The sequence below is a fragment of the Rhodospirillales bacterium genome, from assembly GCA_014323865.1.
GTDB lineage: Bacteria > Pseudomonadota > Alphaproteobacteria > SP197 > SP197 > SP197.
On the sequence record JACONG010000010.1, the window covers coordinates 170,295 to 184,758 of the forward strand.

Annotated in this window: 14 protein-coding genes and 1 tRNA gene; 9 read left to right on the plus strand and 6 right to left on the minus strand. The window is 64.3% G+C overall.

What is annotated here, in order from left to right; translation table 11 throughout:
• Positions 1 to 160: 160 nt before the first annotated feature.
• Genes GDA49_05140 through GDA49_05150 form a run of 3 tightly spaced genes read right to left on the minus strand, consistent with a single transcriptional unit; the run spans position 161 to position 2,157 of the window.
• Positions 161 to 1,393: an SEL1-like repeat protein gene (locus GDA49_05140; GenBank protein MBC6439791.1), complete on the minus strand. Its 1,233-nt coding sequence runs from the start codon at positions 1,391 to 1,393 to the stop codon at positions 161 to 163.
• A gap of 28 nt (positions 1,394 to 1,421) precedes the next feature.
• Positions 1,422 to 1,592: a hypothetical protein gene (locus GDA49_05145; GenBank protein ID MBC6439792.1), complete on the minus strand. Its 171-nt coding sequence runs from the start codon at positions 1,590 to 1,592 to the stop codon at positions 1,422 to 1,424.
• On the minus strand, positions 1,570 to 2,157 hold the full coding sequence (locus GDA49_05150; GenBank protein ID MBC6439793.1) for a hypothetical protein: 588 nt from the start codon (positions 2,155 to 2,157) through the stop codon (positions 1,570 to 1,572). Before GDA49_05150 ends, GDA49_05145 begins: the two co-directional genes overlap by 23 nt.
• Before the next feature lie 234 nt (positions 2,158 to 2,391).
• Between GDA49_05150 and GDA49_05155 the strand changes: the two genes are divergently transcribed.
• Complete coding sequence (locus GDA49_05155) at positions 2,392 to 3,531, plus strand: FIST C-terminal domain-containing protein (protein ID MBC6439794.1); 1,140 nt, start codon at positions 2,392 to 2,394, stop codon at positions 3,529 to 3,531.
• On the opposite strand, the gene GDA49_05160 is transcribed toward GDA49_05155, so the two are convergent.
• From GDA49_05160 to GDA49_05170, 3 genes are all read right to left on the minus strand, one after another.
• Positions 3,525 to 4,562, minus strand: coding sequence for a DUF3179 domain-containing protein (locus GDA49_05160; protein MBC6439795.1), 1,038 nt, complete (start codon positions 4,560 to 4,562; stop codon positions 3,525 to 3,527). The two genes, GDA49_05155 and GDA49_05160, sit on opposite strands and share 7 nt — an antisense overlap.
• A complete protein-coding gene (locus GDA49_05165) occupies positions 4,559 to 5,878 on the minus strand; it encodes an aspartate aminotransferase family protein (GenBank protein ID MBC6439796.1) in 1,320 nt (439 codons plus the stop codon). Before GDA49_05165 ends, GDA49_05160 begins: the two co-directional genes overlap by 4 nt.
• A 200-nt stretch (positions 5,879 to 6,078) precedes the next feature.
• Positions 6,079 to 6,155: transfer RNA gene (locus GDA49_05170), tRNA-Pro, on the minus strand.
• A 533-nt stretch (positions 6,156 to 6,688) separates the two neighbouring features.
• On the opposite strand from GDA49_05170, the gene GDA49_05175 reads away from it, so the two are divergent.
• The 8 genes from GDA49_05175 to GDA49_05210 all read left to right on the plus strand — a co-directional run bounded on the left by GDA49_05175 (position 6,689) and on the right by GDA49_05210 (position 14,163).
• Complete coding sequence (locus GDA49_05175; protein MBC6439797.1) at positions 6,689 to 7,987, plus strand: replication-associated recombination protein A; 1,299 nt, start codon at positions 6,689 to 6,691, stop codon at positions 7,985 to 7,987.
• A 2-nt stretch (positions 7,988 to 7,989) separates the two neighbouring features.
• Positions 7,990 to 8,373: a fluoride efflux transporter CrcB gene (gene crcB / locus GDA49_05180; protein MBC6439798.1), complete on the plus strand. Its 384-nt coding sequence runs from the start codon at positions 7,990 to 7,992 to the stop codon at positions 8,371 to 8,373.
• Positions 8,370 to 9,335 (plus strand): RluA family pseudouridine synthase, encoded by a 966-nt coding sequence (locus GDA49_05185; protein MBC6439799.1) that lies wholly within the window; start codon positions 8,370 to 8,372, stop codon positions 9,333 to 9,335. The genes crcB and GDA49_05185 overlap by 4 nt, the downstream gene beginning before the upstream one ends.
• A complete protein-coding gene (locus tag GDA49_05190) occupies positions 9,332 to 9,664 on the plus strand; it encodes an HAD hydrolase-like protein (protein ID MBC6439800.1) in 333 nt (110 codons plus the stop codon). The genes GDA49_05185 and GDA49_05190 overlap by 4 nt, the downstream gene beginning before the upstream one ends.
• Complete coding sequence (locus tag GDA49_05195) at positions 9,634 to 9,855, plus strand: hypothetical protein (protein MBC6439801.1); 222 nt, start codon at positions 9,634 to 9,636, stop codon at positions 9,853 to 9,855. Before GDA49_05190 ends, GDA49_05195 begins: the two co-directional genes overlap by 31 nt.
• A complete protein-coding gene (locus tag GDA49_05200) occupies positions 9,852 to 10,553 on the plus strand; it encodes an ATPase (GenBank protein ID MBC6439802.1) in 702 nt (233 codons plus the stop codon). The genes GDA49_05195 and GDA49_05200 overlap by 4 nt, the downstream gene beginning before the upstream one ends.
• A 75-nt stretch (positions 10,554 to 10,628) precedes the next feature.
• Positions 10,629 to 12,161 carry an acyl-CoA carboxylase subunit beta gene (locus tag GDA49_05205; GenBank protein MBC6439803.1) on the plus strand — a complete coding sequence of 511 codons (1,533 nt, stop codon included), beginning with the start codon at positions 10,629 to 10,631 and terminating at the stop codon, positions 12,159 to 12,161.
• Positions 12,162 to 12,177: 16 nt separating this feature from the next.
• A complete protein-coding gene (locus GDA49_05210; protein MBC6439804.1) occupies positions 12,178 to 14,163 on the plus strand; it encodes an acetyl/propionyl/methylcrotonyl-CoA carboxylase subunit alpha in 1,986 nt (661 codons plus the stop codon).
• Positions 14,164 to 14,464 lie beyond the last annotated feature (301 nt).

Here is a 14,464-nt window from a genome sequence, read left to right on the forward strand (position 1 = left end):
ATGTGACACAGTCTGCGGCCATGATCTGGGCCGACAGCCGGAAGGGAGGTGCTGTATGCCCATCCCTTCTGTGAGGGGATGCCGGGGAGCGACGATGGTACCGGCTGGATTGCCCGCGTCCTTCCGACCGAGCCCTGCGCGACCTGCAGTTGATGCTCGACTAGTCCCGAACGATGAAACAGTCGGTCTGCTGTTGTTTCAGCAGGTCGCAGATAGCCTCGGCTTCGTCGCTGATCGGCAGCGGCCCGGCCTGTAGGCGGAACACGGAGCTGCCGTCATCGCGCAGGGCCGATGTCACCCTGTGCGGCAGCCCCTTGAGCAGGTCGGGATGGCGTTTCTCAAGGTCGCTCCAGGCGCGCTCGGCGCGGTCTGCGTCGACGTAGGCTGCAACCTGAATGTAGACCGGCTGAATGTAGACCGGCCCGGATGCCGGTGCCGGGGAGCGAGGGGGTGCTGCGGGATCCTCGATATGGGCGGTCTGGTTGCCGTTTGCGGTGCCCGCCAGCTGGTCGATGACATCCTCTTCGGCGGGCGGCGGAGGCGGCTCCTCGGGCGTTGGCGGGAAGGTCAGGGACGTCAGGCGACTGATCGCCTGCTCGACTCCGGCGGCCGCGGCCAGCTCGTAGTAGTGTCGCGCGGTATCAATGTTCCTCTCGACGCCGGATCCGGTCTCGTAGGCAAACCCGAGCGCATACTGTCCCGGAGGGTAACCCTGATCGGCCGCGAGTGTGAACAATTCGACGGCTGTCTCGGCATTGGCCGCGACTCCGTCGCCGCGCTGGTAGGCGAGACCCATGAGGACCTGAGCCTGCGTGAGCCCCTGATCGGCGGCCGCCTGCCACCACCGCACGGCTTCGTCCATGCTCGGCGGAACGCCGGCCCCCAGGCGGTAGAGATGCCCCAGATTGAACTGCGCGCCGGTATGGCCCTGTTCCGCGGCTCCAAGGTACCACTCGGCGGCTTCGCGATAATCGCGCCCGACACCGTGACCGTTCTCGAAGATCACGCCCAGGCCGTACTGACTGTTGGCGTCTCCTGCCTCGGCCAACGGCCACCATTCGGCCATGGCCGCGGCGTAGTCACCGACGGCGAAAGCCTCGACACCTTCGTCGTATCCGGCGTCGGCGGACGCCGCAAAGAGGGATACGGACAGAAACGCACACAACACGCGTACCCTGACGTTATGGCGCACTCGTCCCATGACTCCAACCTGAGTCAAGCGCCGCCCGCTGTCAACCGACACCGCGCTGCACATCCACGGCTTCCCGGAACGCGAGGATGCGCAGCGCGGTGCGACGGCCCCCGCATGGATGCCGATCCCCATGCGAAAGAGCTGCGGCAGATCGTTCGCCATGTCGTCGTTGAGCCGTTCGGGCGCCTGTCCCATCGCCACGAAGCAGCATTTCAGGATGAAGACCGTATCAATAGGGAAGCTGGTCTTCGGAGAGGCTGATGAAGTCGCGCCGGTCGGCGACGTGTCCGGCGACCAGGATCGGCGCGATGAGCCCCGGAGATGTCTGCATGGTATCGCGCCATGGCATGGCGAGCGAGCCGTGACGCCAGACCGCCTCAAGCGCCAGGACGAAGTGCACGATCAGGCCGTTGTCCATCCAAGCCAGGGCGTGTTGGCAAGATGCGTGACGATGAAAGCAAAGAGGAGTCGGTCCCGTTACGAGGCGCAGGCGGATCAATACGAACAGGTCGCCCACCGGGCGACAACAACTGGGCGATGGGATGGTTGGGCTGTTGCAGCACGAAGAACTCCGGCACAGGGCCGGTCGCGGTGATGACGAAGGTCATCGCCACGGCTTCGTCCGGCTCGACCACGCCGTCGAAGAAGCTGAGACTGTCGCTGGGCTCTTCGAAGATGGCGCTTTGGGCGAAACCGTCGGACGGGAAGGGCCGTCCGGCTTCCGACATCTGGCCGAAGGACAGGCCGTCGTAGAGATCGCTCGGCGTTCCGAAGCTCTTCTGCAGTTGAATATCGTAGCGGTTCCAGGTGCGCCCGGTCGCATTGATCACGATCTTGCGAATGGCGAACCCCGCCGGGTGTGCGGTCGGAATGGGATTCCCGGAATGCGGGCCCAGGCCGCGAACGATCAGCACCACGCCCTGTGTGCTCGTGACCTCCTCGACGACCGTGATGGGATCGCTCAACGATCCGCTGCCGAAGACGGCCCGGATGGTGAACCCGCCTTCCTCGTCGCTGAAGGTCAGGCCGTGCACGGTCCATGGCTCGGCGCGGACGTTGGTGGCCAACGCCAGAACCGCAAGGGCAAGAAGATTGGCGAGAGCGGCGAAAGGCCTGCGCGGCAGTGGAAACGGCATGGCCCAGTCTACCACTGCGGCGGCCAGTGTTGACCGCGTCCCAAGGCGTTCTATGGTGCGGACATGGATCATTCGTCGCTTGTTTCCGGCTCGCGTTTCGTCATGGGCCATGCCACCGACACGACATGGCAGAAGGCGGCCCGCCGGGTGGCGGAGCAGCTTGGCGACCGTGACGAGGACGATGTTGGTTTCGTTTATGTCACGGACCATTTCGCGAACCATCTGGGTGACATCACGTCGTTCCTTTCGGCGGCGACGGGAACGCTCCATTGGTGCGGCACGATCGGCATCGGGATTTGCGCCACCTGCGTCGAGTATTTCGATAGGCCCGGGATCGTTGCGATGACCTGTAACCTTCCGGGTTCGGGTATCAACACCTTCACCTCGGTCGACGAGGCGATCACGGCCTACAGCGAACTCGGTGCCGGTCCCGGTGGCGCGTTCGGCATCGTGCATGGTGATCCCCGGCGTGAAGAACTGGTGAGCGACATTCCCCGGCTGGCGCGTGACACCGACGGCTTTCTGGTCGGCGGACTGACGTCGTCGCGCGGAGCCTTCGGCACCATCGCAGGGCATCCGGCCGACAACAGCCTTTCGGGTCTGCTCGTGACCGATGCGCGGGTCGCCGCCGGTCTGACCCAGGGCTGTTCGCCGCTCGGCGGTTACCATCAGGTCACCGATGCGAAGGACAACGTCGTGCTCGGGCTCGATGACCGGCCGGCGATGGACGTCTTTGTCGAGGTGCTGGCCGAAGCGGGCGTCACGGATCTGCGTTCGTTGTCGGGCGCGCTTCATGTCGCGCTCCCCGTGACAGGCTCGGACATGGGCGATTATCTGGTTCGCAACCTGCTCGAGCTTGATCCCGAGGCCCGTTCGATCGTGATCGGCGATCACGTTCAGGAAGGCGATGCGCTGATGTTCTGCCGGCGCGATCGCGAGGCTGCCGAGACCGACCTGCGACGCATGCTGCACGATATGAAGGCGCGTGCGCTCAAGCCTTGCGGCGGGCTCTACTTCAGCTGCCTTGCGCGCGGTCCCAACCTGTTTGGCGACGAGGGCAACGAGATGAAGATCGTCCAAGAGGTCTTGGGCGACATCCCGATCGTGGGTTTCTTTGGCAACGGCGAAATCTCGTTCGACCGGCTCTATGCCTACACCGGCGTGCTCACGCTGTTCCTGGAGGCTGAGCCCGAACTTCACTGATCGGCGGCGGTCAATATGTCGCTCTCCGGATAAAACGCCTTGAACGCAAAGGCGAAGTCGACCGTGTAGACCTCGTCGACCAGCCCGTGATCGGTCATCCTCTGCACGACGACATTGCCGATGTCGACGCTCAGCGCGATGTCGTGATCGTCGAGCGCCGATGCCTGACCGGGTTTCCAGGTGATCACGAGATTGCCGTCTTCGATCCGGCCCTCCGACTGCAGCAGAAGCAATGACCAGGCCCGGTCGTCGACGCGGACGACACGGGACAACGGTGGCACCTCTGTCGGCAGGTCGCCCTCGAAGAAGCCGTAAGGGGCATCACGCCTGTCGTAACCGATATAGGGGTTGGTACCGTACTGGCGGGCCCGTTCGTTATTCGGGATCTGGACCATGCCGTCGGGATGACGCTCCTTGAAGCGGTCGAAGGACTCCAGTCGGGACGGGTAGGCGACCAGCCTGGCGCCGTTCATGTCGCCGACGATGGCACGGCCTGTGAACTGCTGCCACCAACTCTCCGTCTGCCGGTCGTACATGACGAGATCGGAGTTCCGCAGCTTGCCGGTCGTCCCGAAGTCGTAGACCACACCGTCGATCGTGCGTTCGAACACGATGCCGGTGTTGCAGAGCGGACAGAAGGTGATCGTCAGCGGGATGCCGGCGACCGTGTCGTTGACGATCTCGTGCCACAGCAGGATGCGCAGGGGATAGGCGCGTGCTTCGCCGCCGACCTTGACACTTATAATCGGCTCGATGCCCGGCAGGTCATCCATTTCCGAGACCGGCACGAAGATCGGATCGTCGATCGAGGGAATACCATCCTTCGGCGGGCCGCCGGAGAGGATCTCATCAAGATCGATCGAGGTATTCTCGAAATCGGTGTCGGGCCACTCGTAGCGCCACTGCGACTGTGCCGACGCCAACTCGATGGCACCGCCGGTGACAGCAATCACAACAAGGCCGATCAGAACCCTTCTCAGCACGGCAGTTCTCTTGGACTTGCGTGTCTTCTTGACGGACGTGCGGGTCATGGCGTCCAGGAAGCGATGGCTTGATCGATGGTGGTGGCGAGCAGATCGACGATTTCGTCGACCTCGTCGCGGGTCGCGTTGTAGGGCGGGGAGACAATGATCTGATCGCCCTTCACACCGTCGACGTTGCCGCCGGTCGGGTAGACGATCAGGCCGTTGTCGAAACCGGTCTTCATCACGCGATGGAACATGCGGGCGTCCGGAGCGAAGGGTTCCTTGCTGTCACGGTCTTCGACCAGCTCGATGCCCTGGAAGAACCCGCGGCCGCGGATGTTGCCGACATGGGTGTGCTGGCCCAGGGCCGCCTGCAGCCGGGTGCGCAGGTAGGCACCGGTCTCGGTAACGTTCTGCAGCAGGTTGTTGCGCTCGATGATCGTCTGGACGGCAACGCCGGCTGCGCAGGATACGGTGTGGGCCGTGAAGGTGTGGCCCGTGATGGGCATGCCGTGCACACCGTAGATCGGCTCGGCGACCTTCCTGGAGTAGACGCAGGCGCCGAGAGGCTGGTAGCCGCCACCCAGGCCCTTGGCGACCGGCATGAGATCGGGTTCGACGCCGTCGTGTTCCAGCGCGCGCCAGGTGCCGCAACGACCGACGCCGCACATCACCTCATCGGCGATCATCAGGACGCCGTGGCGGTCGCAGATCTCACGGATACGCTGGGCGTAGCCCTCGGGCGCGGGCACGGCACCGCCAGCGGCACCGACCAGCGGCTCGAAGATGAACGCGGCCACATTCTCGGCGCCCTGCTTGATGATTTCTTCCTCCAGCTCGTTCGCGCAGTACTCCGCAACATTCTCGGGCGCTACGCCTTCGGGCGGGCGGTAGGTGTTGACGGGCGAGAGGAGGCTGACGTCGAGCAGCGAACCGTAGTAGGGCTCCTGCCGAGCCTGGAAGCCGGAGACCGACAGTGCGCCGAGCGTGTTGCCGTGCCAGGAACGCTGACGGCTGATGAAGCGGCGGCGCGACATCTCGCCGCGCGCGGCGTGGTATTGCAGGGCGAGCTTGAGGCAGCCTTCGACCGACTCCGAACCGCCGGTCGTGAAGATCACATGCTGAAGCGTGCCGCCCGCCTTCTTGCGAATGATCTCGGCCAACTCTTCCGCCGCATCGCTGCGGAAATGGTTGCGGTAACCGAACGCGATCTTATCGAGCTGATCCTTGATCGCCTGGTTCACCTCTTCGTTGCCGTGGCCGATGCAGAACGTCGCGGGGCCACCCGAAGCGTCGATGTAGCGCTTCCCGTCCTGGTCGTAGATGTGGATGCCCTTGCCCCAGGCGACCTTGGGCAGAGCGGCAAGCGGATCGTTGACCATGTCTGGAGCCTCACGCGCACAATTGCATCGTGTCGATAGCCCGCGTGCTCACCGGTTGCAACGCCTCGCAAGGCCGCGGTTGCAGGCTCTTCGAGTGACAGACATTGAGACAATCGCCACGTGGGTAAACCGCCATGCCCGGTGACGAACGGGTGGCGGCGAGTGAGATGCGTTTCGGAACGATGTCCAAGGATCAAGAATGGTCGGAGTGGGAGGATTCGAACCTCCGGCCCCTGCCTCCCGAAGACAGTGCTCTACCAGGCTGAGCTACACTCCGATTGTCGCGTCAAATCAGCGAGATGCGAAAAAATCTTCAAGCGATCTATCGCATCGTTTGGCTGCGTTCGGGAGCGCAGGCGGTGATCGACCCGACTTCAGAACGCGGGCTTATAGCGCCTCGCTCTCCGGGCTGCAACAGCGCGAGATCAGAGGGCGGGCACCGAGCTCTTGCTGCCGCGTCGAGGGGCGGTCGCCGTGGCGTCGACGCCATAGTCGCGTTCGGGCCTTACGAGCCCATCGACGATGTTCCGCAGCACGGCGTCGACCGACTGTTCCATGGGGGTCGCCTCAGCCGCCGCCGGGTGACTGGGTGCAATACAAACAGGCATCGAAGGAATACGAGCCGTAAGCGTTGGTCATGCGACATAGATCGTCCCGCGCTTCTGGCTCGCCATGATATAGACGTAGTAGGGCATCGCCGATGGTGGTGATGCAGGTTACCAGGCGTCAACATGGTTACAGATCGCATTGTTCAGGCATGGGTCCCGGCTGGGCGCGACTTCGGCGCTTGGCCGGGATGACACCGGTTGGATGAACACGCTGTTCGAATCCCAGGCGCTGCGGCCGTTGGCCGACCGGCTGCGGCCCGCGCGGCTGGAAGAGGTCGTGGGCCAGGACCATCTGCTGGCGGCAGCCGGTCCGATCGGACGGATGGTCGGGCAGGGCAGGCTGGCGTCGATGATCCTTTGGGGCCCGCCGGGCACGGGCAAGACCACGGTCGCGCGTCTGCTGGCCGACAGGACCGACCTCGTGTTCGAGCCGATCTCGGCGGTCTTCGCCGGCGTGGCGGATCTGCGCAAGGTCTTCGAAAGGGCTCAGGCGCGGCGCAAGGACGGGCTCGGCACACTGCTGTTCGTGGATGAGATCCACCGCTTCAACAAGGCCCAGCAGGATGCGCTGCTGCCCTTTGTCGAGGACGGCACGGTCATTCTGGTCGGCGCCACGACCGAAAACCCCTCCTTCGAGGTCAATTCGGCGCTGACCTCGCGTTGTCAGGTCATGGTGCTCAACCGGCTCTCCGAGGAGGCGCTGGGTGAGCTCTTGCGGCGGGCCGAGGCGCTGCAGGGACGCACCCTGCCGCTGGAGGATGATGCCCGCGCGGCGCTGGCCAACATGGCGGACGGCGACGGCCGGTTTCTGCTCAACATCGCCGAGGAGCTTCTGGTCCTCGATGCGCTGGAGCCGCTGAACCGGGAGCAGCTTGCCGAGGTCGTGCAACGCCGCGTGCCGGTCTACGACAAGGCGGAGGAGGGGCACTACAACCTCATCAGTGCGCTCCACAAGTCCGTGCGGGGGTCTGATCCCGATGCCTCGCTCTACTGGCTCGCCAGGATGTTGGATGCAGGCGAGGATCCGCTCTATGTCGCGCGCCGGGTCGTGCGCATGGCGATCGAGGATATCGGCATGGCCGATCCAGAGGCCCTGAGGCAGGCGATTGCGGCCAAGGATACCTATGACTTCCTCGGATCGCCCGAAGGCGAATTGGCCATTGCCCAGGCCGTTGTCTATTGCGCCACGGCACCCAAATCGAATGCTGCTTACAAGGCCTTCAAAGCGGCCACGCGAAGCGCCAGGGAAAGCGGCAGCCTGACCCCGCCCAGGATCATCCTCAACGCGCCCACGCGCATGATGAAGGACATGGGCTACGGTGCAGGCTACGACTACGATCACGACGCACCCGACGCCTTCTCGGGCCAGAACTACTTCCCCGCCGGCATGGCGCGCGAGCGCTACTACGAGCCCGTCGAGCGCGGATTCGAGCGCGAGATCGGCAAGCGCCTCGAATACTGGCAGAAGCTGCGCAACAAGCGGCAACGCGACACGGAGTGAACATGCTGAAGATGCTGCTCTTCGTCGCAGCCGGCGGCGCGATCGGGACCATAGCCCGTTACCTTGCGGTGGTCGGCGTAACGGCTCTCATGGGCCACGGTTTTCCGTTCGGCACGCTTGTGGTGAATGTGCTGGGATCCTTCATCCTTGGGGCGCTGACAGAGACGCTGGCGCTGTCCTGGTCCGTCTCGCAGGAGGTTCGGGCGCTGCTGGTGGTGGGTTTCCTCGGAGCCTTCACGACGTTCTCGACCTTTTCGCTGGACGTGATCTTGCAGTTGGATCGGGGCAATCTCATGCTGGCGGCGATCTACATCGTCTCGTCGGTTGCGCTTTCGGTTCTGGCGCTCCTTGCCGGGCTGCGGTTGATGCGTCTGGTGCTCACATGAGCGGCGTGCAGCATCTGACGGTCAAGGCGGCCGATGCCGAGATGCGGCTGGATCGCTGGTTTCACGGTAAATTTCCGCATGTCGGGCACGGCAGGCTCTCGAAGCTGCTGCGGACCGGCCAGATACGACTCGACGGCAAACGCTGCAAGGCCGGCGATCGGCTCGGCGCCGGGCAAACCGTGCGGCTGCCGCCGCTGCCCGATGCCGATGAGCAGGCCGCGGAGCCGCGCCGGGGCTGGACGCCGAGCGAGCGTGACCTCGACGATCTCGCCCAATGTGTGATTCACAGCGACGACCACGTCCTGGTCCTCGACAAACCCGCAGGTCTTGCAGTGCAGGGCGGCACGGCGACCGAACGCCATCTCGATGCCATGCTCGACGGCCTGCGCTTTGGCGTCGAAGAACGGCCGCGCCTGGTGCATCGCCTCGACCGCGACACCAGCGGTGTCCTGCTGCTGGCCCGCACAGCGCAGGCGGCGCGCGCGCTGCATAAGAGTTTCAAGGGCAGGGACGCCGAAAAGACCTACTGGGCACTTGTTGCCGGCGCCCCGGACCCCGCTGGGGGCTGCATCCTGCTGCCGTTGCTCAAGAAAGGGCGGGCCGGGGGCGAGCGGGTCCAGGTCGATATGGAAGAGGGACAGCGTGCGGCAACCCGGATGCGGACCCTCGATCATGCGGGCGGCAAGGCCGCTTGGCTGGAACTGAAGCCGCTGACCGGTCGCACGCATCAGTTGCGCGCGCATTGCGCGGCCATCGGCCATCCGATCCTGGGAGACGGCAAGTACGGCGGCCGACAGGCGTTTTTCGACCGACAGGCGGTGGCGCGTCGGGTTCATCTGCATGCCCGTTCGATCTGCATTCCCCATCCCTCCGGCGGTGTGCTGCACGCCACGGCGCCGTTGCCCGCCGACCTGCGCAAGAGCTGGGATTTCTTCGGGTTTGCGCTGGAAAATGACAAATGAACGGCGTTCACCTCGTTGTCTTCGACTGTGACGGCACGTTGGCTGACAGCCAGCATGTCAGCACGACAGCCATGGACCGGGCCTTTCAGCTGCAGGGGCTGCCGGTGCCGTCGCGCGCATCTGTCCGGGGCGTCGCAGGGGTGAGACTCGATGAGGTTGTGACCATGCTGGCACCGGACCTCAATGCCATGATGATCGCGGCGGTTGAGGAAGACCACAAACGTTGCTTCTTCGCCCTGCGCCGGGAGCCTGACCATGCGAGCGTGAGCCGCTCCATGAGGGGATGGTGTTCCAGGCGATGGGCGCGGTCGGCGCGGAGCCCGAGGTGACCGTCGTGTTCGAGGACATGGTGTTCGACATCGAAATGGTCCGCGCAGCGGGGTTCGCAACTCTCGGCGTGGCTTGGGGTTGCCATCCCGATCAGACGCCCAGCGACGCCGGTGCGCAGGCCATTGCAACGGATTCGCTGCATTTGCACGACCTGATCCCCGAGGTGCTCGGACGCATGGTCGGGCCATGAAGCGCTTCTACAGGACCAGCGGCACCGAGGTGCTCACGGGAGGCCATGGCGTCACGCTCGACGGGCGGCCGGTGAAGACCCCCAGGCGCGCCACTCTCATGGTTCCGACAGCCGGTCTGGCCGCGGCCATTGCGAACGAATGGGATGGGCAGGGCGAGACCGTCGACCCCGAGATCATGCCGTTGATGCGTCTTGCAACCACGGCCATTGATCGTGTCGGCCCCGAACGAGCGGCCATTCTGGAGGATCTCACGGCCTACGGCGGCTCCGATCTCATCTGTTACCGCACCGACAGCCCGGCTGAACTGGCCCAACGGCAGATGGAGGCCTGGCAGCCGTTCGTCGACTGGGCCGCAGCGCGGCACGATGCGCTGCTGGCGGTGACCTCCGGCATTCTGCATGTCGAGCAGCCGGAACCGGCGGTTTCAGCGCTCGCACGCGCCCTTGAGGGGCTCGACGACTTCCATCTGATGGCGGCCCACACCCTGACCGTCTCGACGGGGTCGCTGGTCATCGCGCTGGCCTTCCTCGATCGCCATGTCGATGGGGCGGCAGCGTTCGAGGCGGGCTGTCTCGACGATCTCTATGCGCTGGAGGTCTGGGGCGACGATCGCGACGCATGGGAACGTCTGGACGGCCTAAAGGCCAGCATTCTGGCGGTCGAGCGCTTCATTTCGCTTCTGCACACAGAGGGTTGAGGGGTTGCTTGCTGGCGCGCTGGACTGCGGATAGAACCGGAGCCACGGCAAGCAAGTGAAAGGGACGGGACGCCCATGCAGGATGTCATCGGCGAGCTTGAAGAGCGCCGTTCGCTCGCGCGCCTGGGTGGCGGCGAGAAACGCATCGCCAACCAGCATGCCAAAGGCAAGCTGACCGCGCGGGAACGGATAGAACTCCTGCTCGATGAAGGGTCCTTCGAGGAATGGGACATGTTCATGGAGCACCGCTGCGCCGAGTTCGGCATGGAGCAGCAGAAGGTGCCCGGCGACGGCGTGGTGACCGGCTGGGGAACCGTGAACGGCCGCCTCGTGTTCGTGTTCAGCCAGGATTTCACGGTGTTCGGCGGTTCGCTGTCGGATAGCCATGCGCTCAAGATCTGCAAGATCATGGATCGCGCGATGCAGGTCGGCGCGCCGGTGATTGGCCTCAACGACAGCGGCGGCGCGCGCATTCAGGAGGGCGTGGATTCGCTTGCGGGCTATGCAGAGGTGTTCCAGCGCAACGTGCTGGCCTCGGGCGTCGTACCGCAGATCTCGGTCATCATGGGCCCATGTGCGGGCGGTGCGGTCTATTCGCCCGCCATGACCGACTTCATCTTCATGGTGAAGGACACGTCCTACATGTTTGTCACCGGCCCCGACGTCGTGAAGACCGTGACCCATGAGGTCGTGACCCAAGAGGAACTGGGCGGTGCAACGACCCACACGTCGAAGTCGGGTGTCGCCGATCTGGCCTTCGAGCACGATGTCGAGGCCCTGGCCGAAGTGCGCCGGTTTGTCGATTTCCTGCCGTCGTCGAACCGCGACACGGCAGCCGTGCTGGAGACCGAGGATCCGACCGACCGGCCGGAGATGTCGCTTGACAACCTGGTGCCTGCGAACCCGAACAGGCCCTACGACATGAAGGAACTGATCCTGAAGGTGGTCGACGAGGGCCATTTCTTCGAGATCCAGCCTTCGCACGCGGCCAACATCATCGTCGGCTTCGCTCGCATGGAGGGCCATACCGTCGGCATCGTCGCCAACCAGCCGATGGTGCTGGCCGGCTGCCTCGACATCGACGCCGCGCGGAAGGCCGCGCGCTTCGTGCGTTTCTGCGACTGCTTCAACATCCCGATCGTCACCTTCGTCGACGTACCCGGTTTCCTGCCGGGTACGGCCCAGGAGTACAACGGCATCATCAAGCACGGTGCCAAGCTGCTTTACGCCTATGCCGAGGCGACCGTGCCCAAGGTCACCTGCATCACGCGCAAGGCCTACGGCGGTGCCTATGTCGTCATGGCGTCCAAGCACCTGCGCGGCGACGTGAACTATGCCTGGCCGACCTCGGAGATCGCGGTCATGGGCTCGAAGGGCGCGGTGGAGATCATCTTCCGGGCCGACATCGGCGACGACGAGAAGATCGAGGCGCGGACCCAGGAGTACCAGGAGCGTTTCGCCAATCCCTTCGTCGCCGCCCAGCGCGGCTTCATCGACGAAGTGATCATGCCCCACAACACCCGCCGTCGGCTCTGCGGTGCGCTCAGGATGCTGCGGGGCAAGGAGCTCGAAAATCCGTGGAAGAAGCACGATAATATTCCGCTCTGAGAATGGACCAGACAAAATGTTCAGAAAAATTCTCATTGCGAATCGCGGCGAGATCGCCTGCCGGGTCATCAGGACCTGCCGCAGGATGGGGATCGCCACCGTGGCGGTCTATTCGGAGGCCGATGACGGTGCGCTGCATGTCCGTATGGCCGACGAGGCGGTCTATCTGGGGCCGCCGCCGCCCGGACAGAGCTACCTGCTGATCGACAGGATCGCCCAGGCGATCAGGGAAACCGGCGCCGAGGCGGTGCATCCGGGCTTTGGTTTCCTGTCGGAGAACGCGCAGTTCGTGAAGGCGGTCGAGGACGCGGGCGCTGTTTTTATCGGCCCACCGGTCGGTGCCGTGGCCGCCATGGGCGACAAGATCGAGTCCAAGAAGATCGCCCGGGAGGCCGGGGTCAACGTCATTCCCGGTGTCATGGCGGAGATCGACGATCCCGACGAGGCCGTGAAGATCGCCCAGCAGATCGGTTATCCCGTCATGGTCAAGGCCGCCGCGGGCGGTGGCGGCAAGGGCATGCGTGTCGTTGACGGCGACGACGAGGCGCGTGAGGGCTTCCGCGCGGCCCGTTCGGAGGCTGAGACGTCGTTCGGCGACGGCCGGGTCTTCCTCGAGAAGTTCATCGAGAATCCCCGTCATATCGAAATTCAGCTCATGGCCGACGGCCACGGCAATGTCATCTGGCTCAACGAGCGCGAATGTTCGATCCAGCGCCGCCACCAGAAGGTCGTTGAGGAGGCGCCGAGCCCGCTTCTGGATGCCGAGACCCGGCGCATCATGGGTGAGCAGGCCTGCGCCCTGGCGCGTGCCGTGGACTACCGTTCCGCAGGTACCGTGGAGTTTGTGTCTGATCAGGACAAGAACTTCTATTTCCTCGAAATGAATACAAGATTGCAGGTCGAGCATCCGGTGACGGAGATGATCACCGGTCTCGATCTGGTCGAACAGATGATCCGTGTCGCGGCGGGCGAGACGCTTGCCTTCACCCAGGACGACGTCGGCATTGACGGCTGGGCCATGGAGGCCCGGATCTATGCCGAGGATCCCTATCGCGGTTTCCTGCCGTCGATCGGGCGGCTGAGCCGTTACCGGACGCCAGAGGAGAGCGCGACGGTGCGGATCGACAGCGGGGTCGAGGAGGGCTCCGAGGTCACCATGTTCTACGATCCCATGATTGCGAAGCTGGTGGTGCATGGCCCTGATCGCGCGGCCGTGGTTGTGGCGATGCAGGAGGCACTCAACGGCTTCCAGGTTCGTGGTGTGCGTCACAACATCGACTTTCTCGGCGCGATCATGCGCGACGCGCGCTTCCAGAGTGGCGCTCTGACCACCGCATTTGTCGATGAAACCTGGCCTGACGGATTCTCCGGTGCCGATTTCGGCGAACGCCAAAAGAAGGTGATGGCGGGCGTCGGCCTGCTGGCCCATCTCACGGTGCTGGCCCGTGATCGTGGCATTTCCGGCACCTTGGATGGCCCTGTCGCCGTACCCGATCGCTGGATGGCCCGGTTCTCGGATGATCATGTCCACGCCTCGGCCCGACTGGTGACCGGTGGACTCGATATGACGGTCGATTCCGGCCCCGTTGCTGTGCGTGGTGCATGGCGGCCCGGGCAGACCCTGTTCGAGGGCACGGTCGACAGCGAGCCGGCGACTGTTCAGATCGAACGCCACGGTACGCATTGGCATCTGGTCCACGCCGGGGTCAGCGACAGCGTCGTCATCATGTCCGAGAAGGCAGAGACGCTGCTGGCGCGGATGCCGGAGAAGGAGCCGGTCGACACCACCTCAATGGTGCTCTCGCCCATGCCCGGCATGATCGTCGATGTGCTGGTCAACGAAGGCGACAGGGTGGAGGCCGGACAGGCTCTCGCCATCGTCGATGCCATGAAGATGGAGAACATCCTGCGCGCCGAGCGTTCGGGTGAGATCGGCAAGGTGCACACGGCCAGGGGCGACTCGGTCGCGGTCGACCAGTTGCTGCTGGAATTTGCTGCCTGAGGGTCGCGCGAGCGGCCGGGTCCTCATGGTCCATCCCGCCCCGTACTGAAGGTGACGTCAACGCGATGCACCATCTGTCGGTCAATCACAACGTCCCGATGGTTGGTGTCGACTGTCTGCCAGCCATGGGAGCAAAGGTGTTTGGAGTGCTTTTTGACGTACTCGACGGCAAAGGTATTCCGACCCGGCGGCGAAGGTTCAATCCGTAGCAACGCCCCATATCTGCCTCCCGAAGCCCCTGCGGGTAGAGAATCATCTGGTGGAACGAATGGGAATCCCCGTGTTCGATTCAGATCAGGAA

Bases quoted from the DNA above. Each gene is read 5' to 3' on its own strand.
- crcB (MBC6439798.1), top strand. From the start codon at position 7,990: ATGCTGAAGATGCTGCTCTTCGTCGCAGCCGGCGGCGCGATCGGGACC.
- GDA49_05175 (MBC6439797.1), top strand. From the start codon at position 6,689: ATGAACACGCTGTTCGAATCCCAGGCGCTGCGGCCGTTGGCCGACCGG.
- GDA49_05190 (MBC6439800.1), top strand. From the start codon at position 9,332: ATGAACGGCGTTCACCTCGTTGTCTTCGACTGTGACGGCACGTTGGCT.
- GDA49_05185 (MBC6439799.1), top strand. From the start codon at position 8,370: ATGAGCGGCGTGCAGCATCTGACGGTCAAGGCGGCCGATGCCGAGATG.
- GDA49_05165 (MBC6439796.1), bottom strand. From the start codon at position 5,878: ATGGTCAACGATCCGCTTGCCGCTCTGCCCAAGGTCGCCTGGGGCAAG.
- GDA49_05160 (MBC6439795.1), bottom strand. From the start codon at position 4,562: ATGACCCGCACGTCCGTCAAGAAGACACGCAAGTCCAAGAGAACTGCC.
- GDA49_05210 (MBC6439804.1), top strand. From the start codon at position 12,178: ATGTTCAGAAAAATTCTCATTGCGAATCGCGGCGAGATCGCCTGCCGG.
- GDA49_05205 (MBC6439803.1), top strand. From the start codon at position 10,629: ATGCAGGATGTCATCGGCGAGCTTGAAGAGCGCCGTTCGCTCGCGCGC.
- GDA49_05155 (MBC6439794.1), top strand. From the start codon at position 2,392: ATGGATCATTCGTCGCTTGTTTCCGGCTCGCGTTTCGTCATGGGCCAT.
- GDA49_05200 (MBC6439802.1), top strand. From the start codon at position 9,852: ATGAAGCGCTTCTACAGGACCAGCGGCACCGAGGTGCTCACGGGAGGC.
- GDA49_05195 (MBC6439801.1), top strand. From the start codon at position 9,634: ATGGGCGCGGTCGGCGCGGAGCCCGAGGTGACCGTCGTGTTCGAGGAC.